A 26,882-nucleotide genomic window follows, 5' to 3' on the forward strand; every position below is an offset into this window, starting at 1 on the left:
GCGGGCAGGGTATTTAAGCCGGATGCGCTAGGCCGTCCGACTGTGTGAAGGCCATTCGCGAGCAGGCTCGCTCCCACAGGGATAGGCAATTCCTCTGTGGGAGCGAGCGTGCTCGCGAAGAGGCCGGTCAGGCGATGAAAATCAAACGGTCAGCAATCGCTCGCGCAGTTTGGCAATCTCGTCGCGCATCTGCGCCGCCGCTTCGAACTCCAGATCCCGCGCCAGCTGATACATCTTCTCTTCCAGCGCGCGGATGCGTTTGGTGATTTCGCTGGGCGAGCGCAGCTCGGCTTCGTACTTGGCGTTCTCTTCGGCGGCCTTGGCCATGCCTTTGCGCTTCTTGCTGCGCGAACCGGGCACGGTGGCGCCTTCCATAATGTCGGCAACATCCTTGATCACGCCTTTCGGGGTGATGCCGTTTTCAAGGTTGAACGCGATCTGCTTCTCGCGACGGCGCTCGGTCTCGCCAATCGCTCGCTCCATCGAACCGGTCATGCGATCAGCGTAGAGAATCGCCCGGCCGTTGAGGTTACGTGCGGCACGGCCAATGGTCTGGATCAGCGAGCGCTCGGAACGCAGGAAACCTTCCTTGTCCGCGTCGAGAATCGCCACCAGCGACACTTCCGGCATGTCGAGGCCTTCACGCAGCAGGTTGATGCCGACCAGCACATCAAACACGCCAAGGCGCAAGTCGCGGATGATCTCGACGCGCTCGACGGTGTCGATGTCCGAGTGCAGGTAACGCACACGTACGCCGTGGTCGGCGAGGTAATCGGTGAGGTCTTCGGCCATGCGCTTGGTCAGCGTGGTGACCAGCACCCGTTCTTCGATCGCCACACGCTTGGTGATTTCCGAGAGCAAGTCGTCGACCTGGGTCAGCGCCGGCCGCACTTCAACCTGCGGGTCGACCAGGCCGGTCGGCCGTACCACTTGCTCAACCACGCGCCCGGCGTGCTCGGCTTCGTAGTTGCCGGGGGTTGCGGAGACGAAAATGGTTTGCGGGCTGACCCCTTCCCACTCGTCGAAACGCATCGGCCGGTTGTCCAGCGCCGAGGGCAGGCGGAAGCCGTACTCGACCAGGGTTTCCTTGCGCGAACGGTCGCCCTTATACATCGCACCGACCTGCGGCACGCTCACGTGGGACTCGTCGATCACCAACAGCGCGTCGGCGGGCAGGTAGTCGTAAAGGGTTGGTGGCGCCGCGCCGGCCGGACGTCCGGACAGGTAGCGCGAGTAGTTTTCGATGCCGTTGCAGTAACCCAGTTCGAGGATCATCTCCAGATCGAAACGAGTGCGCTGCTCCAGACGCTGGGCCTCGACCAGTTTGTTATTGCTGCGCAGGTATTCGAGGCGCTCCTGCAATTCAACCTTGATGTGCTCGATGGCGTCGAGCAGGGTTTCCCGCGGCGTCACGTAGTGGCTTTTTGGGTAAAAGGTGAAGCGCGGCATCTTGCGGATGACTTCGCCGGTCAGCGGATCGAAGGCAGAAATGCTCTCGACCTCGTCATCGAACAGCTCGATGCGGATCGCTTCCAGATCGGATTCCGCCGGGAAGATATCGATCACGTCACCACGCACGCGGAACGTCGCCCGGGCAAAATCCATGTCGTTACGGGTGTATTGCAGGTCAGCCAGGCGCCGCAGCAGCGCGCGCTGATCAAGCTTGTCGCCGCGATCAACGTGCAAGACCATCTTCAGATAGGTTTCCGGACTGCCCAGACCATAGATGCACGACACCGTGGTGACGATGATCGCGTCCTTGCGCTCCAATAATGCTTTGGTCGCGGACAGCCGCATCTGCTCGATGTGGTCGTTGATCGACGCGTCCTTCTCGATGAAGGTGTCGGACGACGGCACATACGCTTCGGGCTGGTAGTAGTCGTAGTAGGAAACGAAGTATTCCACCGCGTTGTTCGGGAAGAACGCCTTGAACTCCCCGTACAACTGCGCGGCCAGGGTCTTGTTCGGCGCCAGCACCAGCGTCGGACGCTGTACCTGCGAGATGACGTTGGCGATGCTGAAGGTCTTGCCCGAACCGGTCACACCGAGCAGTGTCTGGTGCGCCAGCCCGGCGTCAATGCCCTCAACCAACTGGCGAATGGCTTCCGGCTGATCGCCGGCAGGCTCGAAGCGGGTGACTAGCTGGAATTCCGACATACACACCTCTGGAATCGCGGCGTTCCGCATCAGACGAAGCACCGCGAGGACGACCGCAAACGACCGATGTCGCGAAAGAAAAAAACTGGATTGTGCTTAATGTGGTGGCGATTGCCTGACCTTTCAAGGCAAACGTCCTACATCCGGTAAAGTCTCTGACAAAGTCAATCGACTAACGGTCAAGAAATAATCGGAAAAACTTACCGCAAAAGCGGATTCGCCTGTCGCCATTGCGCGGTGATGGCCTCTATACTAGCTCCCCGTTTGTGCACCGCTCTAGTGCATTCGGCTGGAGCGCTACACGTCCCTCCACTCTCCATTCAGAGCCGCCGTAATAATGAGCCTGTTCTCCGCTGTCGAAATGGCACCCCGCGATCCAATCCTGGGCCTCAACGAAGCATTCAACGCCGATACCCGGACCACCAAGGTCAACCTGGGCGTGGGCGTGTACTGCAACGAAGAGGGGCGAATTCCACTGCTGCGCGCGGTGATCGAAGCCGAGACGATTCGCGTCGCGCAACACGCTTCGCGCGGTTACCTGCCGATCGATGGCATCGCTGCCTACGACCAGGCCGTGCAGAAACTGCTGTTCGGCAACGACTCGCCGCTGATCAGCGCCGGTCGCGTCATCACCACTCAGGCCGTCGGCGGCACTGGCGCACTGAAAATCGGTGCCGACTTCCTCAAGCAACTGCTGCCGAACGCCGTCGTGGCGATCAGCGACCCGAGCTGGGAAAACCACCGCGCACTGTTCGAAACCGCGGGTTTCCCGGTGCAGAACTACCGTTACTACGACGCTGCCACCCACGACGTGAACCGTGCCGGCATGCTCGACGACCTCAACGCCCTGCCGAACGGCTCGATCGTTGTCCTGCACGCTTGCTGCCACAACCCGACCGGCGTCGATCTGACCCCGGCGGACTGGAACAACGTGCTGGAAGTGGTCAAGGCCAAGGGACACGTGCCGTTCCTCGACATGGCCTACCAGGGCTTCGGCGACGGTATCGATGCAGACGCCGCGGCCGTGCGCCTGTTCGCCGAATCCGGCCTGACCTTTTTCGTCTCGAGCTCGTTCTCCAAGTCGTTCTCGCTGTACGGCGAGCGCGTTGGCGCACTGTCGATCATCAGCGAATCGAAAGAAGAAAGCGCGCGCGTGCTGTCGCAGGTCAAACGCGTGATCCGCACCAACTACTCCAACCCGCCGACCCACGGCGCCAGCATTGTTGCTGCCGTGCTCAACAGCCCGGAACTGCGCGCGCAGTGGGAAGCCGAGCTGGCCGAGATGCGTCTGCGCATTCGCGGCATGCGCGAGCAGATGGTTGCCCTGCTGGCGGAAAAAGCCCCAGGCCGCGACTTCAGCTTCGTCGGCCGTCAGCGCGGCATGTTCTCCTACTCCGGCCTGACCACCGAACAGGTGCATCGCCTGCGCAACGAGTTCGGCATCTACGCCCTGGACACCGGGCGCATCTGCGTGGCTGCGCTGAACCAGAGCAACATCAAGGCTGTGACGGACGCGATCGTTCAGGTCATCTGATTTTCGCGGCGTGATGAAAAACGGGAAGCCTGGAACGGCTTCCCGTTTTTACTTGTCTCTGGATGATGTCCACACCTCTAGACTGCACACAATTCAGAACCGTAGGAGCTCGTAGGAGCTGACGAGTGAAACGAGGCTGCGATCTTTTGATCTTGTTTTTTAAGATCAAGATCAAGATCAAGATCAAAAGATCGCAGCGTTCCGCAGCTCCTACCGGTTGTGTGTACACCCGAGATTTTCGAAGAGAACCCAAATGAAAAACGACAACCTGCGCGCCGACCGTGACGATCTGGATGATTTTATCCCGCGCGCTCCGGCCAAACGTGAAAAAAGCCTGGTGCTGCAAGTCGCCACCGGGGTATTCCTCGGTGGCCTGGCCCTGTGGCTCGTGCAACTGGCAGCGACGGCGGCCTATGCCAGGCTGATGCTCGGCACGCTCACCTTCGGCAGTTAAGCCAGTTCGGCCGAACGCTGGGTGGCGGCATCGTCGTAAATCACATACAGCGATTCGGCGATCTGGCTCTTGATGGCCTTGCTGCTTTCGAGACCGAGGACGAAACCCTCGGCCTTGCCGCCGGCGCGATTCAATTCTTCGGCGGTGCTGGCGCCGGTGATGGCATCGAAAAGTTTCTCGGCGTGCGGGCCGATGCCTCTGGGCAGGCTGATCTGTGCAGTGCTCATGCGAGCATCTCGGTGTTGCGAGTGATTTGAATCATGGCGCGTACCTTTGCGGCGAATGGCCGGTAGCGCGTGTGACCACTTCCGGGCTGCCATGGTAGACCCCTGAGGCCATTCTGGTAACCGCCAATCGCTGACAAAACACCGTCTGTCCAGGCGAAACGCAAAAGTTGCCAGGCGACGCTTGACTTCTCTTTTTGAATCAGTAACATACGCACCAATTCCGCAATAGCTCAGTTGGTAGAGCAAGTGACTGTTAATCACTGGGTCCCTGGTTCGAGTCCAGGTTGTGGAGCCAGATAGCAAAGCCCCTGAATCGCAAGGTTCAGGGGCTTTTTTGTGGTCGCCTGAAAAGATCAAGAGATCGCAGCCTTCGGCGGCTCCTACAGGGAAACGCTGATCCCGATGTAGGAGCTGCCGAAGGCTGCGATCTTTTAATCTGCAAACGAAAAGGCCGATCTGTACAACCAGATCGGCCCTTCTGTATTCAGCAGCGGTCAGACATGTTCGCTGCTTTTCACCTGTACCTTCGGCGCGCCATGGCCATGGTCGTGGTCATCCGGCTCGATCACCGGCACCTCCTTGCCATCGCAGTCATGCAGTTTGCCGTCGCTGAAGTAATCGCCTTCGCGCAGCGCGGCCAGATCGCGGTAACGCAGGGTGCGCTCTTCCGCTGCGGCGAATACCGATTGTTGATCCGAATTGCCGGCCGTGAAGTGGTTGAACGCCAGGTTGAGCAGGATCGCCATGATTGCCGACGAACTGATGCCCGAATGGAAAATCGTCGCGAACCAGCTCGGGAAATGATCGTAGAAGTTCGGCGCGGCGATCGGGATCATGCCGAAACCGATCGAAGTGGCAACGATGATCAGGTTGACGTTGTTGCGGTAGTCCACCTTCGACAACGTGCGGATGCCGCTCGCCGCCACAGTACCGAACAGCACGATCCCGGCGCCGCCGAGTACCGAAGTCGGCACTGCTGCAATGACTCGGCCCATGAACGGCAGCAGTCCGAGCACCACCAGAAACAAGCCGCCGGTGGCGACCACGAATCGGCTCTTGATCCCGGTCACCGCCACCAGCCCGACGTTCTGCGCAAACGCACTTTGCGTGAACGAACCGAAGATCGGCGCAAACATGCTCGACAGCATGTCGGCACGCAGGCCGTTGCCCAAGCGTTTCGAGTCGACCTTGGTGCCGATGATTTCACCGACGGCGAGGATGTCCGCCGAGGTCTCCACCAGGGTCACCATGACCACAATGCACATCGACAGAATCGCGGCGAAGTGGAAGGTCGGCATGCCGAAGTGGAACGGTGTCGGGAAGCCGAACATGGGCCCGGTGGTAACGCCGGAGAAATCCGCCATGCCGAGAAACACCGCCAGCACCGTGCCGATGACCATCGCCAGCAGAATCGACAGCCGCGAGATAGTCGAGCTACCGACCTTGCTCAACAGCAACACCAGCACCAGCGTCACCGCCGCCAGACCGATGTTCTGCATGCTGCCGAAGTCCGGCGCGTGGCTGTTGCCGCCCATCGCCCAGCGTGCGGCAACAGGCATCAGCGTCAGGCCGATGGTGGTGATCACAATGCCGGTGACCAGCGGTGGAAAGAACTTGGTGATGCGCGAGAACACCGGCGTGATCAGCAAGCCGATCAATGAGGCGGCAATCACCGCGCCCAGCACCGATTGGAAACCGCCCTCCCCGCCACTGCTGACGATCGCGACCATGGTCGCCACGCCGGAGAACGACACGCCCTGAACCAGCGGCAGCTGACAGCCAAAAAACGGCAGACCCAGGGTTTGCAGCAATGTCGCCAGCCCCCCCGCAAACAATGAAGCAGCAATCAACAGACCGATGTCCGCCGGCGACAAACCGGCCGCCTGGCCAATGATCAGTGGCACCGCAACGATACCGCCGTACATGGTCAGAACATGTTGCAGGCCGTAAGCCATATTCGCGCCGACCCCGAGATTTTCGTCCTCGGGCCGTTGGTGTGAAACATGGGGCGTTTTCATGGTGGGGGGGTTCCCTGGTTTTTGTTATGCGCACACTGTATTCAATACTCAAGACAAATGTCCATAGAGTTGTATACAACTTATCAGTCAGATAATGGTTAGGTAGCCACCCAAGCTTCTGGCCCGCGGCTTGCGCCCCCACAAATCCGGCAACACATCCCCGCTGCGTCTGCGCCAGTGCCCACTAGGCTGAAGTGTTCACGGCGACCGACGGTGCAGTCTCGCTCTTTTTTATACATATAAAGTATGCATAATGAAGTCATTCAAGATTCAGTACGACAAAAGCAAGAACGCAGCCAACAAACTCAAGCACAAAGGCATCAGCCTCGCCGAGGCCGAACCCGTTTTCTACGACGAACGCGCACTGACGCTTGAGGACAACGATCATGACGAACAACGCTGGATCACCCTCGGCCTCGATGCCAAGGGTCGTGTGCTTGTCGTGGCTTACAGTTACCGCGAAGCCAATGTTGTTCGAATCATTTCTGCACGCCTCGCCACACCCAGCGAGCGGCGCGCATATTTACGCGAGGTTTGAACGATGAAAGACGAATATGACTTTTCTGCAGGCAAACGCGGCGCAGTGGCGCCGAACAAGGGCAAGACCCGCATAACAATCATGCTTGATGACGCGGTGATCGAAGCGGCGCGTACCGCCGCAGAAACCGAGGGCTTTGGCTACCAGACCGTGATCAACAACACCTTGCGCCATGCCTTGCTGGAAGGTAACCGCCAGCAGGAACGCGTTGACGATTCAGGTCTGTCGGGCCAGTTCAAGAAAGGCATCACGGCCACCGACCTGAAAAGCCTGGAGAGAAAGCTCTCGGCAGCCATCGGCGAAATCCGTCGCGTGCTGGAGCCTGACGTAAAACCCTAGACCGATACTGGCGCGAATACCCGAGCCAGCGCCTGCCGCACCCGCGGTGAATCAGGCATCTGAAGATCAAACTCATGCCGCAGCAACCCCATCAACTCGTCGACGTCCGCCACTTCGCGTCGCTGACTTTCAGCCCCCATAGGGTGAATGGCAAAACTGCCGTTGTTCAGGGTCTTGCGCCAGCCATCGCCAGTACGCGCGACCATCAGACGCTGGGCAAAAGGTGATTCGGGATGGGTCGAGACATACCAGTTGCCGACGATGTAATCGATGTCTTCCTGGCGTTGCAGATCAAACAGGTACATCGGCCGCCACTCTCCTGCGACCCTGGCGCGTAGCAAGTAGCCATCGGCCTGCTTGTCGATGCGATAGGGCTCGTGCGGAGTGGATTGCTCATCTTCGCTGTCGAGCAGCAGCGGTGCCGTCGGCACCATGCCGCCGAAGCCGACGTCGGCGATATAGCGAGTGCCGTCGATGGTGACCAGGCTCAAGCGGTGCGTGCGCGCCGTCCAGCTGCCTTCCGGTTGATTCATCACCACGCGACCGCTGATTGCCCGCGCGTCGAAGCCCAATTCCCGCAACAACGCGAAGAACAGGTGGTTGAGTTCGTAGCAATAGCCGCCGCGACCGCCACGCAGGATTTTCTCTTCAATCGATGGCAGATCGATCAATACCGGTGCCCCGGTGATGGTCGCCAGATTCTCAAAAGGAAAGACGCCGGTGTGGCGCAATTGCAATTGACGCAACGTAGCCAGCGTCGGCGGCGGCGCTGTGTCGAAACCCAGGCGTTGCAGGTACAGCTTGGTATTGGTCAGCCGTGGCGCACTCATTGCTCAGTCCTTATGCATGGGCCGCAGAACACTGCGTGAATGTTGCCCTGTATACGGGATCAAGCACGGCTTGCGACAATTGATTTCGCCAATCGCCCGCTCAGCGCTTTTTCCGCGAGCCGATGCGAATCCATGTCGGTGCATGGTCACTGGCGTGCGGCTCATTGCGCACCCAGGCGTCGACGCCGGCGTCGTGCAGATACGGACTCAATGCCGGGTTGAGGAGCAGGTGATCGATGCGCAGGCCGGAGTTGGTTTGCCAATGATTGCGGAAGTAATCCCAGAAGGTGTAGATGCGTTCTTCGGGATACACGTGGCGCAGGGAATCGGTCCAGCCCTGGTCCAGCAGCCGCTGGTAGCACTCGCGGCTTTCGGGTTGCAACAAGGCATCCTTGAGCCAGGAGCGAGTGTTGTAGATATCCATGTCGGTGGGCACGACATTGAAGTCACCGGCCAGCACCACCGGGTGATCGCTGCTTTGCAGGTCCTTGGCGTAGCTGATCAGGCGTTCGAACCAGGCCAGTTTGTAATCGAACTTCGGCCCCGGCTGCGGGTTACCGTTGGGCAGATACAGGCACCCGACCAGCACACCGTGCACCGCTGCTTCGATATAGCGGCTGTGGGTGTCATCGGGATCACCCGGCAAACCACGCCGACTCTCCAACGGCTGCGCATCCCGCGCCAGGATCGCCACGCCATTCCATGACGCCTGTCCCTGCCAGATAGCGCCGTAACCGGCGGCTTCCAGTTCAGCGGCGGGAAACGCGCTGTCCACCGATTTCAGTTCTTGCAGACAGGCGATGTCCGGCTGCTCGCGCTCGAGCCATTCCAGCAGATTCGGCAACCGCGCGCGCATGCCGTTGACGTTATAAGTGGCGATTCGCAGGTTTTTCATCATCCGCAACTCCTGCCCGGTGGGATTAGAAATTGTGACCCTGAGAGCGCCGCGCAGGTTGCATCGAATGACAAGGTACAGCTCAGACGCGATTACGCAGCCACTGCAGAAAGCCTTTTTTCGGCGCGACCACGGGCGCCTCCTCGGTCAGCGATTGCGCCTTGTGCAGTCGGAAATCGAGCAACGCCTGCATGGCATCGTGGATGTCATGGCGTGCGTCCAGGCACGGTTTAAGGTACGACTTCTCGATGCGATACAGCGCGCAGAAAGTCTTCGCGGAAAAATCCGCCGGCAGTGCGGTGTCGGACAGGATTCCAGCCTCGCCGATTACCTCGCCCGGCCCCATGCGTCCGGATTCCAGTGGCGTACCGTGGCGCTTGAGCGTCACCGAAACCACACCGGATTCAATGATGAACAAATGATCGCTGACCTCCCCGCCCGCCAGAATCGTTTCGCCGGCGCGGAAAGTTTGCAGGGTCATGTTCTGGCTGAAGGTGTCTTTCTCTTCCTCGCGCAGGGTCGAGAAGATCGGCGAGCTTTCCAGCAGTGCCCGTGGCCGCGACAACTGCGGCGCGGCGCTGGTCTCATTGCTCGACAGCAGATTGACCCCGGAGGCCTGCAAGTGCCGGTAAGCGAGATCGAACAACTGATTGCGCACCACGCGCTTCTCGCCCATCGAGGCGACAAACCCGCTGATCTCGTATTCGGCGCCGCCGCTGGCAGAACTCTTCAACGACACGCTGGGCGCCGGAGTGTCGAGCAATTGCCGGCAACCCTGCATCGCCCGCTCCAGCGCCTCGATCACCGAGCTGGGCCGGGCATGGAGGCTGACGGGCACGCTGACCGAAACGCCGAACATGTTGCTCGGTCGACTGAAGTTGATGATCTTGGCTTTGGCCGCCAGCGAGTTCGGAATCACGGCCATGCTGCCCTGGCTGGTTTGCAGACGCGTGGCGCGCCAGTCGATGTCGGTGACGCGACCCTCGGTGCCGTCGATCGAGATCCAGTCATCGAGTTGATACGGCTTGGTGGTGTTGAGGACGATACCGGAGAACACGTCGCTCAAGGTGCTCTGCAAGGCCAGACCGACAATGATTGCCAACGCGCCGGAGGTTGCCAGTACGCCTTTGACCGGCAGGTCGAGCACGTACGCCAGCGCCGCAATGATCGCGATAAGAAAAATCACCGCGCCGAGCAAGTCCTGCAACAGCCGGCCGGTGTGGCCGACCCGTTGCATCATCACTGCACCGATCAGCACCGTCAGGGTGCGCGCACCAAACAGCCACCAACCGATCTGCAACCCGGTCGCCGCCAGATGCAGCGGCACGTTGTCGGCCCACGGCGCCGGCTCCATCGGGTTGAGGCCTTCGTTGAACAGCACAATGCTGAACAGGGCGAAAATCAGCACCCGCACCAGCAGTTTCCATTCGCTGCCGCGAGAGCTGATCAGGCGCCACAGGCCAAGATCGAGCAGGATCAGGATCAAGGCGCAAAACAACGGATGTTCGGTCAGCAGAGACAGCATCAAACAACTCCGACAAAGGCCAATCGCGAGAAGATCGCACAGATTGGCACAGTGTAGGAGCAATTGATTTCGGCGGATGAACCGCGTCTCCAAAACGCTGAACAACCTGTGGGAGCGAGCCTGCTCGCGAAGGGGTCCTGTCAGTCAATACTTCTTCGACCGAATCAGAGCATTCGCGAGCAGGCTCGCTCCCACAGGGGTGTTTCAGTTGCCAGTAAAGCTCGGGTCAGGGGTGCATCTGGCCAAAGCGCCCGGACTGGAAGTCGGCAAAGGCCTGGTGGATTTCCTGCTCGGTGTTCATCACGAACGGGCCGTGGCCGACGATCGGTTCGTCGATCGGCTCGCCGCTGAGCAGCAATACCACCGCGTCTTCGCTGGCTTGCAGGGTGAGTCGATCACCGTCGCGTTCGAACAGCGCCAACTGCCCCACCCCCACCGATTCCGCGCCGTTGACCTGCACCGAACCTTTCAACACCACCAGCGCGGTGTTACGCCCTTCGTGCAGATCAAGTGTCAGCAGCTTGCCGGCATTGAGGCGCAGATCCCAGACGTCGATGGGTGTGAACGTCCGCGACGGGCCGGTGTGGCCGTCGAATTCACCGGCGATCAGACGCAGGCTGCCGGCGTCGCCCTTGAGCGCAATGTTCGGAATGTCGCCGTCGAGAATGGTCTGGTAACCCGGTGCGGCCATTTTGTCCTTGGCCGGCAGGTTGACCCACAGCTGGACCATTTCCAGCTTGCCGCCGGTCCTGGCGAAATTCTCCGAATGAAACTCTTCATGGAGGATGCCGGACGCTGCGGTCATCCACTGCACGTCACCCGGGCCGATGGTGCCGCCACTGCCGGTGGAGTCACGGTGCTGCACTTCACCGTCGTAAACGATGGTCACGGTTTCAAAACCACGGTGCGGGTGCTGGCCGACGCCACGCTGTTCTGTAGTCGGGGTGAATTCGGCGGGTCCGGCGTGATCGAGCAGCAGAAACGGGCTGATGTGCTTGCCCAGGTTGTCGTAGGAAAACAGCGTGCGCACCGGGAAACCATCGCCGACCCAATGGCCGCGGGGGCTGGTATAGATGCCGATGATGTTTTTCATGGGGTCTCCAATGTGTAAAAGCATTGGATTAAGCCTAAAGGCATCTCGAATATTCGACTAGAGGGTGGAAATCGGCTTGAGTGTTCCATGTGCAGAACAATTGAGTCAGCGGCGCGCTTTTCGCGAGCAGGCTCGCTCCCACGGAGACTGCGTTTGTTCAGAGACACCGTGCGAGGCTGTGCATGGCTTCGCGCAACTTGTTGATGGCACGGTCGATAACTGCGTTTTCACTGTCTCGGCACGCCGTGTCCAGATCTGCGCACGCCGCAACGACCCGCGCCGCCCCGACCATCTGCGCGCCACCCCTGATGCGATGGGCCAACTCGCGCAAGTCTGCACGGTCGCTCGCCTGCAAGCGATCCAGAGCTTGCAGATCATCGCGCAGGCTGTTGCCGACTTCCTTGCGCAAGCGTTCGATCAACGAATGATCGGCACCGGCCATCTGCTCCAGAGCACTCAGGTCAAGCTCGACAGGCTCGGCGGCCGGCGGCTGATCCTCGTTCGGCTCGCAAGGGTGGACGCCGTTCAAGGCTTCAGCCAGATCATGCAGGCGAATCGGTTTGAACAGACAGCCGTCCATGCCGGCATCGACACAGCGCAGGCGCTCTTCGATCTGCGCATTGGCAGTGAAACCGAGAATCAGGCAGGGCCTGCGGCCACTGGCGGCTTCTTCGTTGCGAATCGCCTGCGCCAGTTCATAGCCATTGCGTCGCGGCATGTTGCAGTCGGTGATCACTACATCGAAGGCCTGGACTTGCCAGCGGTCCAGACCCTGTTCACCATCGCCAACGTCTACCGTGCGGTGCCCCAGTTCGCTCAGTTGCCAGCACATCAGCAAGCGGTTGACCGGATGATCGTCCACCACCAACACGTTCAATACACCGGCAGCGGGCGCCACTTCGGGCGTTGCCGCTGTGGTCGTGATCGCGGTCAGCAGCGGCAATTGCAGATGGATTTCCACGCGCGTGCCCCGTTCAGGATCACTGTCGAGGCGCAGCGTGCCGCCCATCATGTCGCAGAGATTGCGGCTGATCACCAGCCCCAGACCGGAACCGCCGCGCGCCACTTGCGGACTATTGCTCGCTTGCACGAAAGGGCTGAACAGGCGCTCCTGATCCTCGGCACTGATGCCTATGCCGCTGTCTTCGATGCGCACCAGCATGTCCATTTGAACGTCTGTCATGGCGATAACCTGCAAGCGCAAACTCACCTCGCCCACCTCGGTGAATTTGATTGCATTGCTCAGCAGGTTCGACAGCACCTGCTTGAAGCGCGTCGGATCGATCAGCACATCGACGTCGGCGCGCGGATCCAGTTCGATGCGCCACAACAAGCGCTTCTGCCGCGCCAGCGCTTCGAATACCCGGCACACCGAAGACACCGTCTCGCGCAGGTTGGCCCGTTCGGGGGCGAGGGACATATGCCCCGACTCGATGCGGGCGATGTCGAGAATGTCACCAATCAACGCCAACAGTTGCTGGCCGGCATTCGATGCCACTTGAATCGCCAGTCGATCGGTCACGCCCTCCTCCGCACGCTTGAGCGCCAGTTCGAGCATGCCGATCAGGGCGTTCATCGGCGTGCGGATCTCGTGGCTCATGGTTGCCAGAAAGGTACTCTTGGCCCGATTGGCCTCGTCCGCCGCCTCCTTGGCCTGTTGCAGTTGCAGCAACCATTGCTGGCGCTGGTGAATCTGCCGGCGCTGCCAGCCGATCCAGATCAAGGCCAGCGCCAGCAAGACCGCCGCGCCGGCAAAGCCAAGCAGAATCTCCTCACGGTGGCGCGACCAATAGCTGTCCTCGACCACCACATCGTGGCTCCAGCGCTCGACCAGTTCATCCATTTGCTGCGGCGCGATGCTCAGCAACGCCTTGTTCAGAATCGAGTGCAGCAACGCCGATTGCGGCGCCGTGGCCAAAGCGATACGCGCCGGCTGATCGCCAACGGTGCCGGTGATGCGCAGGCGGTCGCGATATTGTCGGGCGATCAGAAAACGCGCCACCAGCAACGAGCTCACCGTCACGTCGACCTGTCCCCGGGCAATCAGCGCCATGCCTTCAGCGGGGCTTTTGACCTCGACCAGGCGCAGACCGGGCACGCGTTGCAGCAGGTAATCACGCAATGGGTGGCCGCGATAGATCGCCAGGCGTTTGCCCGCCAGGTCGTCGAGCGGCAATGGATGCTGGCCGTTCGCTGCGCTGACCAGCACAAACGGATTGTTCAGATAGGCGCGAGTGAATTGCAGCTGCGCTTCCCGCTCGGTGCTCGGCGTCACTACCGGCAGGACATCGAGCTCACCGGCCTGCAATTGCTCGAACTGGTCGTTCAATGACGTTCCGCGCACGATCTGGAAATTCAGCCCGCTGCGCTGCGCAATCAGGCTCAGCAACTGCGCTGCCAGCCCGTTGAAGCGCCCGTCGCCATCGAAAAACGCCAACGGTGCGAAGTCTTCAACGGCGCCCACCCGTACCACCGGGTGCTGATCCAGCCACTGCTGCTCGGCGGCACTGAGTTGCACCCGCGACTGTTCGGCCATCTCGGCGAGGCCGACACTCCAGCGCTGTTCGATCAGATGCCGGCGCTCCATGGGCACGGCCAGCAAGGCCTTGTCGACGATGCGTTTGAGCACCACGTCGCTGCGCAACAGCGCAAAAGCGAACGGATTGGCGTCAAGCCCCGACGGCCCGGCCAGTTGCAAGTCGTTGCGGTAATTGGTGTTGATCAGATAGTTGGCGCTGATGAAGTCGCCCAGGTACACGTCGTCGGCACCGAAGGCGACGGCGCCGAGTGCATCCATTGCCGACGCATAAAGCTGCACGTCGGAGCCAGGGTAGAACGCCTGAACATGGGCCAGCGGCAGGTAATCCTCGACCATGGCGATGCGTTTGGCTGAAAGATCAGCCGGCAGCTTATCGTCGTGGCGTGTGATCAGCATCGGCTGATCTTCAGCGTACGGCCGCGACAGAATGAAGGCCGGATCCGCCGCTTCGAAACTGTTCGAGGTGCCCAACAGATCGACATCCGCGCGCTTGAGCGCCGCCATCAGTGCGGGCCGATCGGCGAAACGCCGCACCTCAATCCTGATACCGAGCAATTGCGCCAGCAGGTCGGCGTAATCTGCGGTCAGCCCTTCCAGCTCATGCTGATTGCGGGTGATCTCGAAGGGCGGGTAATCCGGGCCGGAGATGCCCATGCGCAATACTGGATGCTCGCGCAGCCACTGACGCTCGGCATCATCGAGGCGGACCTGGATACTCCCCGGTTCGAGGCGCGCCAGCACCTCCAGCGTCTGCGGTTGGTCATTCGCCCCGACCCAGGCAACAAGCCCCAGCCAAAGCCAGAAAATCCGCAGTCCCTGCGTCATGTCGGGGCACTCAGATCAGGTGATTGCGCTTGGCGAACTCACGCAGGAGCACCAGTGAACCCAGGCAAAGTTTCGCCATCATGCGGGTCTTGTAGGTGCTGACGGTCTTGTGACTCAGGTGCATCTCCTGGGCGATGGCCTTGTTCGGCTTGCCCAGCGCCAGGTTCACGAAAATGCATAACTCTCGATCGGACAGCTGAGCGATCATCTCCTGTTCAGTGCGTTGCACGGCGTTGTACAGACCGCTGGTATTGGGCAACGCGGAGAAGTAGGTGTGGCCGGACATCAGCGCCTTGATGGCTTCGTGCAGCAGAGTCAGTTGATTGCTCTTGGTCACGTAGCCCCTCGCGCCGGCACGCAAACAGCGCTCTTGATAATGCGTGGGCTCGTGCATGCTGAACACCAGGACCCGGCAGCGCGCCGTCGGCGCCTTGATCTGGATTCGTGTCAGCACTTCCAGCCCGTCCATGGACCCCAACCCGAGATCAAGCACGACCAGGTGCGGATCATGCGCGCAGATCAACGGCACCACTTCATTGCCGTTGGACGCTTCATGAATCTGGGTGAAGCCTTGAGCCTGCAGGACGATTCGAATGGCCGCGCGCACGACTGGATGATCATCGACGATCAGCGCTGACTTCATTGGTACTCCCGCAAAATCGTCAAAGACACCGTAACAGTCGGTTCCGGAGTCGGTGGCTGCGCCGGCAATGTTACATGGATGGGCAAGAGAATCACCTGTCAGGTCTGACAGTTGTGCAGATTGGTTTTTTATGCATGAGCATGGCGCAACAACGCGTGTGAGTCAGGGGCTGTCTGGCATTCGTCGCAGGCCTCGACTCTGGCCATCACCTGCCCGATGAGGGGTGAGTTGGGCAATGGCGCCGGGCTGATCTGCACGTTTTCCTGGGCAAACCCTGCACTTTTCTGCAACGGTGCCGACGCTTCGTTGTAGATCAGAGCGTGGCGAACCTGCGGGTTATCGAGCAGAAAGCCCAGCAGATCGAGAGAGCCTGCCGCCAGTTCGGCATTGATCACCAGCACATCGAACGGCTCGCAGCCGTAGTCGACCAGGGTCAACAATTCGTCGAGACTCTGCACCGGGGCCACGCGGTAGTAGCCGAGCGCGTTGAACAGGCGCTCGATTTTCATGCGATGAAAATGCTGCGGGTCGGCGATCAGGATGCGCAACGCTTTGTTGCTCATGGGCATTCTCCCGGTGGGGTTTGGGGAGGGCAAGACTACGCAAGCGGCAGGGATAGCTCTGTAGGACTTTTCCTAAAAAGCAGGTCATTCATCCGGCGGCCCTGACGCACCAATACCCCCTGTGGGAGCGAGCCTGCTCGCGAAGGGGCTATACCTGTCAGAGATGTATTGACTGACACGACGCCTTCGCGAGCAGGCTCGCTCCCACATGGGAAAGCATTCCATGGCGGTTATTGCCAGCCAAACCGACGAATGTAGAAACCCTTCACTGCCTGGGTCAGGGCCATGTACGCCAGCAGAATCAGCGGCAGAAACACGAAATACAGCGACGGCAATGCCTGCAATTTGAAGTAATGCGCCAGCGGTCCCATCGGCAGGAAAATACCCACCGCCATGATGATCGTGGTCATCACCAGCAGCGGCATGGCTGCGCGGCTTTGCAGAAACGCAATCTTCGGCGTGCGGATCATGTGCACGATCAGCGTCTGGGTCAGCAACCCGACCACGAACCAGCCGGACTGGAACAGCGTCTGCTGATCCGGGGTGTTGGCATCGAACACGTACCACATCAAGGCGAACGTGGTGATGTCGAAAATCGAGCTGATCGGGCCAAAAAACAGCATGAAGCGCCCGACGTCACCCGGTTGCCAGCGCTGCGGTTGTTTCAGCATCTGTTCATCGACGTTGTCGAACGGAATGGCGATCTGCGAAATGTCGTAAAGCAGGTTCTGCACCAGCAGGTGCATCGGCAGCATCGGCAGGAACGGGATGAACGCGCTGGCGACCAGCACCGAGAAGACGTTGCCGAAGTTGGAGCTGGCGGTCATCTTGATGTACTTGAGCATGTTGGCGAAGGTGCGCCGCCCTTCGAGCACGCCCTCCTCCAGCACCATCAGGCTCTTCTCCAACAGAATGATGTCCGCCGCTTCCTTGGCGATGTCCACCGCACTGTCGACGGAAATGCCGATATCAGCGCTGCGCAGCGCAGGCGCGTCGTTGATGCCATCGCCCATGAACCCGACGACATGGCCGTTGCCCTTGAGCACACGGACGATGCGCTCCTTGTGCGACGGTGTCAGTCTGGCGAAAACATTGGTGCTCTCCACCGCCGCGGCCAGTTCGGCATCGTTCATGCGCTCAATGTCGTTGCCCAGCAGCAACCCCTGTTGCGCGAGGCCGACCTCACGGCAGATCTTCGCCGTCACCAACTCGTTGTCGCCGGTCAGCACCTTCACCGCCACACCATGCTCGGCCAAGGCCTTGAGCGCTGGCGCGGTGCTTTCCTTCGGCGGATCGAGGAACGCCACGTAACCGATCAGCGTCAGCGCCTGCTCATCCGCCAGGCTGTAAATCTCCCGACCTTCGGGCATTGCACGAGCGGCGACCGCCACCACGCGCAACCCTTCGGCGTTGAAGGCGGCGGTGACCTGGCGAATCCGCGCCAGCAATTCATCGCTCAAAGCCTCATCAACTTCGCCATGACGCACGCGACTGCACACCCCCAGCACTTCCTCGACCGCGCCTTTGCAGATCAATTGATGTGGCTGACCGCGGCCCTCCACCACCACCGACATGCGCCGGCGATTGAAGTCGAACGGGATCTCATCGACCTTGCGAAACGCGCTACCGACTTTCAGTTCGCGGTGGATTTCCACGTGTTCGAGCACGGCGACATCCAGCAGGTTTTTCAGGCCGGTCTGGTAGTAGCTGTTGAGGTAGGCCAGTTCCAGCACTTCGTCAGAGTCTTCGCCCCAGACGTCGACATTGCGCGCGAGAAAGATCTTGTCCTGAGTCAGGGTGCCGGTCTTGTCGGTGCACAGCACGTCCATGGCGCCGAAGTTCTGGATTGCGTCGAGGCGTTTGACGATGACTTTTTTGCGCGACAGAAATACCGCGCCTTTGGCCAAGGTTGAAGTGACGATCATCGGCAGCATTTCCGGGGTCAGGCCGACGGCAATCGACAGCGCGAAGAGCAGCGCTTCGGTCCAGTCGCCCTTGGTGAAACCGTTGATGAACAGCACCAGCGGCGCCATGACGAACATGAAGCGGATCAGCAGCCAGCTGACCTTGTTGACGCCCTGCTGAAACGAGGTCACCGCCCGGTCTGTCGCGCCGACCCGTTGTGCCAGCGCACCGAAATAGGTGCTGTTGCCGGTGGTGAGAATCAGCGCAACAGCGCTGCCGGAGACGACGTTGGTGCCCATGAACAGAATGTTGTCCAGCTCCAGCGGGTTGCGCGTGTCGCGATCGGTCTGCTGGATGAATTTCTCCACCGGCATCGATTCGCCGGTCATCGCTGCCTGACTGACGAACAGATCCTTGGCGCTGAGCACGCGGCAATCGGCGGGAATCATGTCGCCGGCCGAGAGCACGATGAGATCGCCGGGCACCAGTTGCCTGATCGGCAGCTCCCGCCGCGGCGCATTCCGGCGCAGTACCATGGCGGTGTTGCTGACCATGGCTTTGAGCGCATCGGCGGCCTGATTGGATTTGCTTTCCTGCCAGAAGCGCAGCAGCGTCGACAGCACCACCATGGAGAAAATCACCACGGCCGCCTTGAGGTCTTCGGTCAGCCACGAGATCACCGCGAGCAAAGTCAGCAGCAGGTTGAACGGGTTCTTATAGCAGTGCCAGAGATGGCTCCACCACGGCAGCGGTTGCTCGTGTTCGACTTCGTTCAGGCCATGTCGGGCGCGCAGTGCATCGGCCTCGAGCTCGCTGAGCCCCTCGCCGTGTGTGCCCAGTGACGACAGCAACCGAGCGCTGTCGGCATGGGAGGCAGCGACCAGCGTACCGGCCAGTGTCGGCGGCACTTCACGGCTGACCCTGGTGTCGTTGATCGAGTCCAGCAGCGCCAGACGACGGAAGTGCCGGGCGATGTGGCGGCTGTGCAGAAAACCTGCGAAAAATTCCTTGAGCGTGAGTTTCATGGCTGTGTCCCCTGTGGTCAGCCGGGAAACCGTCGAGCAGGTACCGCCGCGCCTCGGCACCGGGGAAACCGGCGCGGCAAGGCGTGGCACGCCGGTCGGCAATGACAGGCGTGTCGATAGGCAGCGATGACGATAGAGGTCGCCATCACGTTCTGATCAGCGTCGATGAGAGGGACGTCGAGACACGGCCCAGGACTGGCCATGCACGGGATGCCGCTGCTCGCTGTTACGGCGAGACAACGGCAGGGAAAGACTGCGCGTTATCTTGCCGAGAATCTGCCGGTCGCCGAGACCGGCCGACAACTGTCACTCGAACAAGTACCCACTGTGGGTCTCCGCAATTGATGAAAACGCGCGCAGCTTACGCCCGCAGCGAAACGGCTGGAAGAGGTGTTGGCGGGGAATGTGGCGGGTGTTCAGGAAGGGTTCAGATTCAGGATCTGTGGGCTTTCCATGGCCCCTTCGCGAGCTGGCTCGCTCCCACATTTTGCCCTGCGTTCACAGAACCATTGTGGGAGCGAGCCTGCTCGCGAAGGCGGTATGTCAGGCAATGCAGACTCAGCTGGCAGTGGCCAGCAACAGCTCCGCCACCGAGCGACTATGCCCGCGCTGTTTGCCATGCTCGTAAAGCGAGCCAGCAATTTCGTCGGCGCGAATCGGCAGCACCGACAGCAGCGTATCGCTCAGACCATGGCTGGCCTGGCAGAAGCCCTGCATATAAATGCCGGCCTTGCAGCGCTCGTCGGTGATCAGCTTGTAGTTGCGATCGACCTCGAACTCACCCAGGTATTCCTCCAGCGGCGCGAGCAGTTTGCGGTGCATCTGCCGCTCGTAACCGGTGGCCAGCACCACTGCGTCATAGATGCGCAGGGTGACCTCACCGGTGGCGTTGTTACGCACCGCCAGTTCGATGCCGTTTGCCGTGGCCGTGGCACTCTCGACGGTGGTCAGAGTACGGAAGGCATGGCGGGCAATCCCGGAAACCTTCTGCCGATAGAAGATGCCGTAGATGCGTTCGATCAGGTCGATGTCGACCACCGAATAATTGGTGTTGTGATACTCGTTGACCAGCCGTTCGCGCTCGACGCTGTTCTGCTGGAACACCAGATCGGTGAACTCCGGCGAGAACACTTCGTTGACGAACGGGCTGTCGTCCGCAGGCTTCAAGGCCGAGCCGCGCAGGATCATGTCGACCTGCACCGAAGGGAATGAATCGTTGAGGTCAATGAAGGCTTCCGCCGCGCTCTGCCCGCCGCCGATGATCGCGATGCTCATTGGTTGATTGTTCACACAGGGCTGGCGGGCCATTTGCGACAGGTATTGCGAATGGTGGAACACCCGGTGATCGCCCTTCAGCGCCTTGAATGCCTCCGGAATACGCGGTGTGCCGCCGGCGCTGACCACCACCGAACGCGTGGTGCGGACGAATTGCTGGCCGTCGCTGCCCCGGGAAATCACCCGCAAGGCTTCAACCTGCTGGTTATGCAGGACCGGTTCGATGAACTGCACTTCTTCGCCGTAACGGCTCTGCTCGGTGAACTGCCCGGCCACCCAGCGCAGGTAGTCGTTGTACTCCATGCGGCAGGGATAAAAGGTGCCGAGGTTGATGAAATCGACCAGACGTCCGTGGTGCTTGAGGTAATTGACGAAGGAATACGGGCTGGTGGGATTGCGCAGGGTCACCAGGTCCTTGAGGAAGGAAATCTGCAATTCGCTCTGCGTCGACAACGTATTGCCGTGCCAGCTGTAAGTGGCCTGCTTGTCGAGGAACAGCACATCCAGTTCGCCCTGGATCCGGCCGCGTTCTTGCAGAGCGATGGCCAGCGCCAGGTTCGAAGGGCCGAAACCGACGCCGATCAGGTCGTGAACGATGGGCGATGCAATTGCCTGTGTCATTTCCAGTGTCCTCTGGATGAACCCCTCAACGCGGGGAAAAAAGCCTGGGTGGCCTGACCGGCCTGAATCAGGTCAGCAGGTCGTCTGTTGAGTAGGAACGAGGACGATGAAAGGAAATTTAACCGGCGCGGATCACTGGCCATCCCATTGCTGGATGCGCAAGCGGCAATGTTTCATGGCGTTGACGATGTGTTTTTCCACCAGCGCCCGGGAGATGCCGAGGGTCTGGGCGATTTCCGGATGGGACATTCCTTCGATCTTGCGCAGCAGAAAACTGTCGCGGCACAGCGGCGGCAACTCGGCCAATGCGCGCTGGAGCATTTCCAGACGCTGACCGTGATCGAGGGTGCCGTGGGGGGACGGAGTGAAATAGCGCTCTTCGTTATCCAGCACGTCCAGCGATTCAACCTGGCGCAGCGCGTTACGGCGGTGATCGTCGATAACCAGATTCAGCGCGGTGCGATAAAGGAAGGCCCGGGGTTGTTCGATCGGTACTTCGCTGGAGCGCTCGAGCACGCGTACATAGGCGTCATGCACCACATCCTCGGCGACCTGACGGTTGCCCAGCCTGGCGTTGAGGAAACACACCAGCTCACGATAGTAGTTTTCCAACATGACTCCCGACCGCATCGATGCCGTTTCTGTCCTTGAGCGCACTGATCAGACCTGCGGATTACGCAGTAGCAAGATAGTGGCAACTTGAGGTGCGTAATTTATAGTAATTCTCATATAGATTTAAAGAGCTGATTCCATATCCCGGACAAATAGTGCTGGCCCGGCACCCGGTAACTCGATGTGTCTGCGGCTAAATTCCGTGGCCCATGCCTCGTTTACAGGACAGCCCCTGTGTCTGTCGTGCCTTGCGACAGGCCGCAACCACTGGCCGGAACCCTGCATGAATCGTCCCCGCCCCGCCCGCCGCGCGCTGTTCGTCGCCCTCTGTCTGATTCCCGTGATCGCCGTTGCCGCCTGGCAAGTGCTGCCGCCCGGTCGCGACGCCGTGGCCACCGTGCAAGTCAGCCGGGGCGATATCGAAAACAGCGTGACGGCGCTCGGTACCTTGCAGCCGCGCCGCTACGTGGATGTTGGCGCGCAGGCCTCGGGACAGATTCAGAAGATTCACGTCGAGGCCGGCGACGCGGTCAAGGAAGGCCAGTTGCTGGTGGAAATCGACCCGTCAACGCAGAAAGCCAAGCTCGATGCCGGACGCTTCTCCATTGAAAACCTCAAGGCGCAGTTGCAGGAGCAACGTGCCCAGCACGACCTGGCACAGCAGAAATACCAGCGCCAGCAGAAACTCGCCGCCGGTGGCGCCACCCGCGAGGAAGACGTGCAGACCGCCCGCGCCGAGGTGCGGGCGACCCAGGCGCGCATCGACATGTTCCAGGCACAGATCCGTCAGGCCCAGGCCAGCCTGCGCAGCGACGAGGCGGAGCTCGGCTACACGCGCATCTACGCGCCGATGAGCGGGACCGTGGTCGCCATTGGTGCACGCGAAGGCCAGACCCTCAACGCCCAGCAGCAGACCCCGCTGATCCTGCGCATCGCCCGGCTTTCGCCGATGACGGTGTGGGCCGAGGTTTCGGAGGCCGACATCGGCCATGTCAAACCGGGCATGACCGCCTATTTCACTACTCTCAGCGGCGGCAATCGGCGCTGGAGCAGCACCGTGCGGCAGATTCTGCCAGTGCCGCCGCGTCCACTCGAACAGAATCAGGGCGGCAGTCCCACCAGTGGCCGCAGCGGCAGCGAACGCGTTGTTCTCTATACCGTGCTGCTCGACGTCGACAACGCCGATCACAGCCTGATGACCGACATGACCGCCCAGGTGTTCTTCGTCGCGCAACAGGCGCAAGACACTTTGACCGTGCCGACTGCTGCCCTGCAACCGGGCTCGCGTCCGCAGTGGCAGCGAGCGCAGATCGTCGCCGCCAACGGTGATATTCAGGCGCGGGAAGTACGCACCGGCATCAGCGATCGCCTGCGCACTCAGGTGCTGGAAGGACTGGCCGAGGGTGAGCATATTCTCAGCGCGCCGGCCAGCGGCAATGGAGGCTGAATGCACACGCCTCTGATCGACCTGCGGCAGATCCGCAAAGCCTACGGCGGCGATGACAGCCCGCTGGTGGAGGTGCTGCGCGGGATCGATCTGTCGATCCACGCGGGCGAGTTCGTTGCCATCGTCGGAGCCTCCGGTTCGGGCAAATCGACGCTGATGAACATTCTCGGTTGCCTCGACCGCCCCACCAGCGGCGAATACCGCTTCGCCGGGGAAAACGTCGCGCAGCTGGACAGCGATGAACTGGCCTGGCTGCGCCGCGAAGCGTTCGGTTTTGTCTTTCAGGGCTATCACCTGATCCCGTCCGGCTCGGCGCAGGAAAACGTCGAGATGCCGGCCATCTACGCGGGCACCCCGGCCGCCGAGCGCCATGCCCGTGCCTTCGCGCTGCTGGAACGTCTTGGCCTCGGCAGTCGCACCGGCAACCGTCCGCATCAGCTTTCCGGCGGTCAGCAACAGCGGGTGTCGATTGCCCGCGCGCTGATGAACGGCGGCCACATCATCCTCGCCGACGAACCGACCGGCGCCCTCGACAGCCACAGCGGCGCCGAGGTCATGACCCTGCTCGACGAACTCGCCGATCAGGGCCATGTGGTGATCCTCATCACCCACGACCGCGAAGTGGCGCAACGGGCCAAGCGCATCATCGAAATCCGCGACGGCCTGATCATCAGTGACAGCGCCAAGCATGCGGCCACGCCCTCTTCGGCCTATCCCGGCGCGCTGCAAGCGGTCGATCTGCGCCAGCGCCTGAGCAGCGGCAGCAGCCAGACCGGCGCCTGGAAAGGTGAATTGGTCGATGCCGTGCAAGCGGCCTGGCGGGTGATGTGGATCAACCGTTTTCGCACGGCGCTGACGCTACTGGGCATCGTCATTGGCGTGGCCTCGGTGGTGGTCATGCTCGCCGTCGGCGAAGGCAGCAAGCGCCAGGTCATGGCGCAAATGGGTGCATTCGGCTCCAACATCATTTACCTCAGCGGCTCGGCACCGAACCCGCGCACGCCGGAGGGCATCATCACTCTCGACGACGTCGCCGAACTGTCCGCCCTGCCCCAGGTAGAACGCATCATGCCGGTCAACGGCTCGACCGCCGGGGTGCGGTTTGGCAATGCCGACCACAGCAGTTACGTCGGCGGCAACGACACCAATTTCCCGGTGATCTTCAACTGGCCGGTGATTCAGGGCAGCTACTTCACCCAGGCCGACGAGGACAGCGCCGCCGCTGTCGCGGTGATCGGCACCAAGGTCCGCGACAAGTTGCTCAAGGATGTCGCCGACCCGATCGGTCAATACATCCTCATCGAAAACGTGCCGTTCCAGATCCTCGGCGTGCTCGCCGAAAAAGGCGCCAGCTCCGGCGACTCGGACAGTGACAACCGCATCGCCGTGCCCTATTCGGCGGCGAGCATGCGCCTGTTCGGCAGTCGCGACCCGCAATACGTGGTGATCGCGGCCAAGGATGCGCGCAAGGTCAAGGACGCCGAACAGGCGATCGAACAGGCAATGCTGCGCCGGCATCACGGCAAGAAGGATTTCGAGCTGACCAACAATGCCGCGATGATTCAGGCCGAAGCGCGCACGCAAGGCACGCTGTCGCTGATGCTGGGTGCGATTGCGGCGATTTCCCTGCTGGTCGGCGGCATCGGCGTGATGAACATCATGCTCATGACTGTGCGCGAACGCACGCGGGAGATCGGTATCCGCATGGCCACAGGCGCACGTCAGCGCGACATCCTGCGCCAGTTCCTCGTCGAAGCAGTGATGCTCTCGGTGGTCGGCGGTATCGCCGGGATTGGCCTGGCGCTGCTGGTCGGCGGCGTGTTGTTGCTCAGCGGCGTGGCAATTGCCTTTCAAGCGCTGGCGGTGATCGGCGCGTTCGCCTGCGCGCTGGTTACCGGTGTCATCTTCGGCTTCATGCCGGCCCGCAAAGCTGCCCGGCTCGACCCGGTCACGGCCCTTACCAGTGAATGATCGACCTATGAAAGCGCGACTGACGTTCCTCGCCGCCAGCCTGTTGTTGGCCGCCTGCAGCAGCCCTGCGCCGCGCCTCGACAGCGGCGTGCAGCCACCAAGCGCGTGGCAGTCAACCGACAAGCCCGGCGCGCTGCAGAGCAATCGGCAATGGTGGACGCAGTTCGGCAGCCCAGAACTGGAGCGGCTGGTGGAACAGGCGCGCCTGGGCAGCTACGACCTCGCCGCAGCGGTGGCGCGGGTCCGGCAGGCCGAGGCCAGCGCAACCATCGCCGGCGCGCCGCTGCTGCCGGAACTCAAGGCCGGGCTGAACGCCAACCGGCAGAAACTGATTCACGGCAAGGGCTACAGCCAACTGGACGTCAGCCCGGAAAATCGTTCACTGGACTATTACGATGCCGAGCTCAGCGCCAGTTACGAGATCGATTTCTGGGGCGGCAATCGTGCCGCGCGCGACAGTGCCGTGTTCGCGGTGCAGGCGAGCGAGTTCGACCGCGCCACCGTCGAACTGACCTTGCTCAGCGGCGTCGCCAACAGCTACACCCAGGCCCTGGCCTTGCGTGAGCAGGCGCGCATCGCCGAGCTCAATCTGGCCAATGCGCAGAACGTGTTGCATCTGGTGCAGACCCGTTTCGACGCCGGCAGCGCCACCGCGCTGGAACTGGCCCAGCAGAAAAGCCTGGTCGCCGAACAACAGCGTCGCCTGCCGCTGGTGCAGCAACAGGCCCGCGAAGCACAGATCAGTCTCGCCGCCCTGCTCGGCCAACCGGTGCAAGCATTGCCGCTGCCCGAGCAATCGTTCGCCCAACTGCACTGGCCGGAGATCGCCAGTGGCGTGCCGAGCGACTTGCTCAGCCGCCGCCCGGACATTGCCAGCGCTGAAGCCAGACTGGCGGCGGCGCAGGCTGATGTCACTGTTGCCCGCGCCGCGATGCTGCCGAAAATCACCCTGACAGCCAGCCTCGGCACCGGCGCCGATCTCGCCGCCGATTTGCTGCGCACGACGTTCTACAACCTATCATCTGGGCTGACTGCGCCGATCTTCAACAACGGTCGTCTCAGCGCCGAACGCGACAAAGCCAAGGCTCGACAGGATGAGTTGCTGGAGTCCTATCGCGCGGCGATCATCAATGGCTTCGCCGACGTCGAAAAAGCCCTCAGCAGCATCCGTGGCCTCGACGAACAACGGCAATGGCAAAGCGAAGAACTGAACCAGGCACAAACCGCCTTCGACATCGCCCAGAGTCGCTACCAGGCCGGCGCCGAAGACCTGCTTACCGTCCTGCAAACCCAGCGCACGCTGTATGCCGCGCAGGATCTGAACGTGCAACTGCGCCTGTCGCGGTTGCAGGCGAGCATTGCGCTGTACAAAGCGTTGGGGGGTGGTTGGGAGGTGATCTGACGGAGATGCGTCAACTGGACTGACGCCATCGCGAGCAGGCTCACTCCTACAAAGGTACTGCGCACAGATCACAATTTACGGCACAACAAAGCCCCCCCTGTAGGAGCTGCCGAAGGCGGCGATCTTTTGATCTTGATCCTTGAATGCAGGAGCAAAAGATCGCAGCCTTCGGCAGCTCCTACAATGATCGCGCCAACCATGAGGCCGAGTGTCAGCTCGCCTGCTTTTGATCTTGATCCACCAGCGACGTCGGAAGGCTGAGTGGAGGGATTGATCCGGGCGTGGGAGCGCAGCGACCGTTCGACGAAGTCGAACACAGCGCAAGGAGGTGCAGCGAAGCAAACCGGAGCCGCTGCGCCCGGATCGATCCCGCAGCGAAGGAACCCCGAGCCCGCGAGGGGCCGAACGTAGGAGCAAGCCTTTTGGGTTACCTTTTCGGCGCTT

The 26,882-nt window shown here is 61.1% G+C and carries 21 protein-coding genes and 1 tRNA gene; 9 read left to right on the forward strand and 13 right to left on the reverse strand.

The window, feature by feature from the left end; all coding sequences use genetic code 11:
- Positions 1 to 141 precede the first annotated feature (141 nt).
- Positions 142 to 2,157 carry an excinuclease ABC subunit UvrB gene (gene uvrB / locus GXB78_RS06805; RefSeq protein WP_329514840.1) on the reverse strand — a complete coding sequence of 672 codons (2,016 nt, stop codon included), beginning with the start codon at positions 2,155 to 2,157 and terminating at the stop codon, positions 142 to 144.
- Between the two features lie 337 nt (positions 2,158 to 2,494).
- On the opposite strand from uvrB, the gene GXB78_RS06810 reads away from it, so the two are divergent.
- Complete coding sequence (locus GXB78_RS06810; protein WP_329514841.1) at positions 2,495 to 3,691, forward strand: amino acid aminotransferase; 1,197 nt, start codon at positions 2,495 to 2,497, stop codon at positions 3,689 to 3,691.
- A gap of 253 nt (positions 3,692 to 3,944) precedes the next feature.
- Positions 3,945 to 4,145, forward strand: a complete 201-nt coding sequence (locus GXB78_RS06815) for a hypothetical protein (protein ID WP_329514842.1) — start codon at positions 3,945 to 3,947, stop codon at positions 4,143 to 4,145.
- Here the strand turns inward: GXB78_RS06815 and GXB78_RS06820 are convergent.
- Positions 4,142 to 4,372: a hypothetical protein gene (locus GXB78_RS06820; protein ID WP_329514843.1), complete on the reverse strand. Its 231-nt coding sequence runs from the start codon at positions 4,370 to 4,372 to the stop codon at positions 4,142 to 4,144. The two genes, GXB78_RS06815 and GXB78_RS06820, sit on opposite strands and share 4 nt — an antisense overlap.
- A 219-nt stretch (positions 4,373 to 4,591) precedes the next feature.
- On the opposite strand from GXB78_RS06820, the gene GXB78_RS06825 reads away from it, so the two are divergent.
- A tRNA-Asn gene (locus GXB78_RS06825) sits at positions 4,592 to 4,667 on the forward strand.
- Between the two features lie 199 nt (positions 4,668 to 4,866).
- On the opposite strand, the gene GXB78_RS06830 is transcribed toward GXB78_RS06825, so the two are convergent.
- Positions 4,867 to 6,390, reverse strand: a complete 1,524-nt coding sequence (locus GXB78_RS06830; protein WP_329514844.1) for a nucleobase:cation symporter-2 family protein — start codon at positions 6,388 to 6,390, stop codon at positions 4,867 to 4,869.
- A gap of 253 nt (positions 6,391 to 6,643) precedes the next feature.
- On the opposite strand from GXB78_RS06830, the gene GXB78_RS06835 reads away from it, so the two are divergent.
- Positions 6,644 to 6,928 carry a BrnT family toxin gene (locus GXB78_RS06835; RefSeq protein ID WP_329514845.1) on the forward strand — a complete coding sequence of 95 codons (285 nt, stop codon included), beginning with the start codon at positions 6,644 to 6,646 and terminating at the stop codon, positions 6,926 to 6,928.
- A gap of 3 nt (positions 6,929 to 6,931) precedes the next feature.
- Entirely contained in the window at positions 6,932 to 7,267 is a 336-nt protein-coding gene (locus GXB78_RS06840; protein WP_329514846.1) for a BrnA antitoxin family protein, read from the forward strand.
- On the opposite strand, the gene GXB78_RS06845 is transcribed toward GXB78_RS06840, so the two are convergent.
- From GXB78_RS06845 to mgtA, 8 genes are all read right to left on the reverse strand, one after another.
- Positions 7,264 to 8,097: an arylamine N-acetyltransferase family protein gene (locus GXB78_RS06845; RefSeq protein WP_329514847.1), complete on the reverse strand. Its 834-nt coding sequence runs from the start codon at positions 8,095 to 8,097 to the stop codon at positions 7,264 to 7,266. The genes GXB78_RS06840 and GXB78_RS06845 overlap by 4 nt on opposite strands.
- A 100-nt stretch (positions 8,098 to 8,197) precedes the next feature.
- Entirely contained in the window at positions 8,198 to 8,992 is a 795-nt protein-coding gene (xth, locus tag GXB78_RS06850; protein ID WP_329514848.1) for an exodeoxyribonuclease III, read from the reverse strand.
- Positions 8,993 to 9,074: 82 nt separating this feature from the next.
- Positions 9,075 to 10,517, reverse strand: coding sequence for a mechanosensitive ion channel family protein (locus tag GXB78_RS06855; RefSeq protein WP_329514849.1), 1,443 nt, complete (start codon positions 10,515 to 10,517; stop codon positions 9,075 to 9,077).
- A 226-nt stretch (positions 10,518 to 10,743) separates the two neighbouring features.
- Positions 10,744 to 11,610, reverse strand: coding sequence for a pirin family protein (locus GXB78_RS06860; protein WP_329514850.1), 867 nt, complete (start codon positions 11,608 to 11,610; stop codon positions 10,744 to 10,746).
- 157 nt (positions 11,611 to 11,767) lie between these two features.
- Positions 11,768 to 14,974 carry a transporter substrate-binding domain-containing protein gene (locus GXB78_RS06865; protein WP_329514851.1) on the reverse strand — a complete coding sequence of 1,069 codons (3,207 nt, stop codon included), beginning with the start codon at positions 14,972 to 14,974 and terminating at the stop codon, positions 11,768 to 11,770.
- A 10-nt stretch (positions 14,975 to 14,984) separates the two neighbouring features.
- Positions 14,985 to 15,617, reverse strand: coding sequence for a response regulator transcription factor (locus GXB78_RS06870; protein WP_329514852.1), 633 nt, complete (start codon positions 15,615 to 15,617; stop codon positions 14,985 to 14,987).
- Between the two features lie 128 nt (positions 15,618 to 15,745).
- A complete protein-coding gene (locus GXB78_RS06875; protein WP_329514853.1) occupies positions 15,746 to 16,180 on the reverse strand; it encodes an ANTAR domain-containing protein in 435 nt (144 codons plus the stop codon).
- Positions 16,181 to 16,410: 230 nt separating this feature from the next.
- Positions 16,411 to 19,110, reverse strand: a complete 2,700-nt coding sequence (mgtA, locus tag GXB78_RS06880) for a magnesium-translocating P-type ATPase (protein WP_329514854.1) — start codon at positions 19,108 to 19,110, stop codon at positions 16,411 to 16,413.
- On the opposite strand from mgtA, the gene GXB78_RS06885 reads away from it, so the two are divergent.
- Positions 19,109 to 19,240 (forward strand): hypothetical protein, encoded by a 132-nt coding sequence (locus GXB78_RS06885; protein ID WP_329514855.1) that lies wholly within the window; start codon positions 19,109 to 19,111, stop codon positions 19,238 to 19,240. The two genes, mgtA and GXB78_RS06885, sit on opposite strands and share 2 nt — an antisense overlap.
- 428 nt (positions 19,241 to 19,668) lie before the next feature.
- On the opposite strand, the gene GXB78_RS06890 is transcribed toward GXB78_RS06885, so the two are convergent.
- Complete coding sequence (locus GXB78_RS06890) at positions 19,669 to 21,006, reverse strand: lysine N(6)-hydroxylase/L-ornithine N(5)-oxygenase family protein (protein ID WP_329514856.1); 1,338 nt, start codon at positions 21,004 to 21,006, stop codon at positions 19,669 to 19,671.
- Positions 21,007 to 21,138: 132 nt separating this feature from the next.
- The gene (locus tag GXB78_RS06895; RefSeq protein WP_016773904.1) at positions 21,139 to 21,621 is read right to left on the reverse strand and encodes a sigma-70 family RNA polymerase sigma factor; all 483 of its coding nucleotides are present in this window, start codon (positions 21,619 to 21,621) and stop codon (positions 21,139 to 21,141) included.
- A 280-nt stretch (positions 21,622 to 21,901) separates the two neighbouring features.
- Between GXB78_RS06895 and GXB78_RS06900 the strand changes: the two genes are divergently transcribed.
- From GXB78_RS06900 to GXB78_RS06910, 3 genes are read left to right on the forward strand one after another with little or no spacing between them, the layout of a single operon-like run.
- Positions 21,902 to 23,065, forward strand: a complete 1,164-nt coding sequence (locus GXB78_RS06900; RefSeq protein WP_329514857.1) for an efflux RND transporter periplasmic adaptor subunit — start codon at positions 21,902 to 21,904, stop codon at positions 23,063 to 23,065.
- Positions 23,066 to 25,036, forward strand: coding sequence for a MacB family efflux pump subunit (locus GXB78_RS06905; RefSeq protein ID WP_329514858.1), 1,971 nt, complete (start codon positions 23,066 to 23,068; stop codon positions 25,034 to 25,036). It begins immediately after the preceding gene.
- A gap of 7 nt (positions 25,037 to 25,043) precedes the next feature.
- A complete protein-coding gene (locus GXB78_RS06910) occupies positions 25,044 to 26,438 on the forward strand; it encodes an efflux transporter outer membrane subunit (RefSeq protein ID WP_329514859.1) in 1,395 nt (464 codons plus the stop codon).
- Positions 26,439 to 26,882 lie beyond the last annotated feature (444 nt).

The organism is Pseudomonas moraviensis subsp. stanleyae (genome assembly GCF_036283065.1).
In the GTDB taxonomy this organism is placed as follows: domain Bacteria; phylum Pseudomonadota; class Gammaproteobacteria; order Pseudomonadales; family Pseudomonadaceae; genus Aquipseudomonas; species Aquipseudomonas stanleyae.

Coding starts and splice junctions, on each gene's coding strand:
- GXB78_RS06855 (WP_329514849.1), bottom strand. CDS start 10,517: ATGCTGTCTCTGCTGACCGAACATCCGTTGTTTTGCGCCTTGATCCTG.
- uvrB (WP_329514840.1), bottom strand. CDS start 2,157: ATGTCGGAATTCCAGCTAGTCACCCGCTTCGAGCCTGCCGGCGATCAG.
- GXB78_RS06820 (WP_329514843.1), bottom strand. CDS start 4,372: ATGAGCACTGCACAGATCAGCCTGCCCAGAGGCATCGGCCCGCACGCC.
- GXB78_RS06890 (WP_329514856.1), bottom strand. CDS start 21,006: ATGACACAGGCAATTGCATCGCCCATCGTTCACGACCTGATCGGCGTC.
- GXB78_RS06875 (WP_329514853.1), bottom strand. CDS start 16,180: ATGAGCAACAAAGCGTTGCGCATCCTGATCGCCGACCCGCAGCATTTT.
- GXB78_RS06840 (WP_329514846.1), top strand. CDS start 6,932: ATGAAAGACGAATATGACTTTTCTGCAGGCAAACGCGGCGCAGTGGCG.
- GXB78_RS06870 (WP_329514852.1), bottom strand. CDS start 15,617: ATGAAGTCAGCGCTGATCGTCGATGATCATCCAGTCGTGCGCGCGGCC.
- GXB78_RS06830 (WP_329514844.1), bottom strand. CDS start 6,390: ATGAAAACGCCCCATGTTTCACACCAACGGCCCGAGGACGAAAATCTC.
- GXB78_RS06810 (WP_329514841.1), top strand. CDS start 2,495: ATGAGCCTGTTCTCCGCTGTCGAAATGGCACCCCGCGATCCAATCCTG.
- GXB78_RS06835 (WP_329514845.1), top strand. CDS start 6,644: ATGAAGTCATTCAAGATTCAGTACGACAAAAGCAAGAACGCAGCCAAC.
- GXB78_RS06815 (WP_329514842.1), top strand. CDS start 3,945: ATGAAAAACGACAACCTGCGCGCCGACCGTGACGATCTGGATGATTTT.
- GXB78_RS06865 (WP_329514851.1), bottom strand. CDS start 14,974: ATGACGCAGGGACTGCGGATTTTCTGGCTTTGGCTGGGGCTTGTTGCC.
- GXB78_RS06845 (WP_329514847.1), bottom strand. CDS start 8,097: ATGAGTGCGCCACGGCTGACCAATACCAAGCTGTACCTGCAACGCCTG.
- GXB78_RS06860 (WP_329514850.1), bottom strand. CDS start 11,610: ATGAAAAACATCATCGGCATCTATACCAGCCCCCGCGGCCATTGGGTC.
- xth (WP_329514848.1), bottom strand. CDS start 8,992: ATGAAAAACCTGCGAATCGCCACTTATAACGTCAACGGCATGCGCGCG.
- GXB78_RS06885 (WP_329514855.1), top strand. CDS start 19,109: ATGGCTGTGTCCCCTGTGGTCAGCCGGGAAACCGTCGAGCAGGTACCG.
- GXB78_RS06895 (WP_016773904.1), bottom strand. CDS start 21,621: ATGTTGGAAAACTACTATCGTGAGCTGGTGTGTTTCCTCAACGCCAGG.
- GXB78_RS06900 (WP_329514857.1), top strand. CDS start 21,902: ATGAATCGTCCCCGCCCCGCCCGCCGCGCGCTGTTCGTCGCCCTCTGT.
- GXB78_RS06910 (WP_329514859.1), top strand. CDS start 25,044: ATGAAAGCGCGACTGACGTTCCTCGCCGCCAGCCTGTTGTTGGCCGCC.
- GXB78_RS06905 (WP_329514858.1), top strand. CDS start 23,066: ATGCACACGCCTCTGATCGACCTGCGGCAGATCCGCAAAGCCTACGGC.
- mgtA (WP_329514854.1), bottom strand. CDS start 19,110: ATGAAACTCACGCTCAAGGAATTTTTCGCAGGTTTTCTGCACAGCCGC.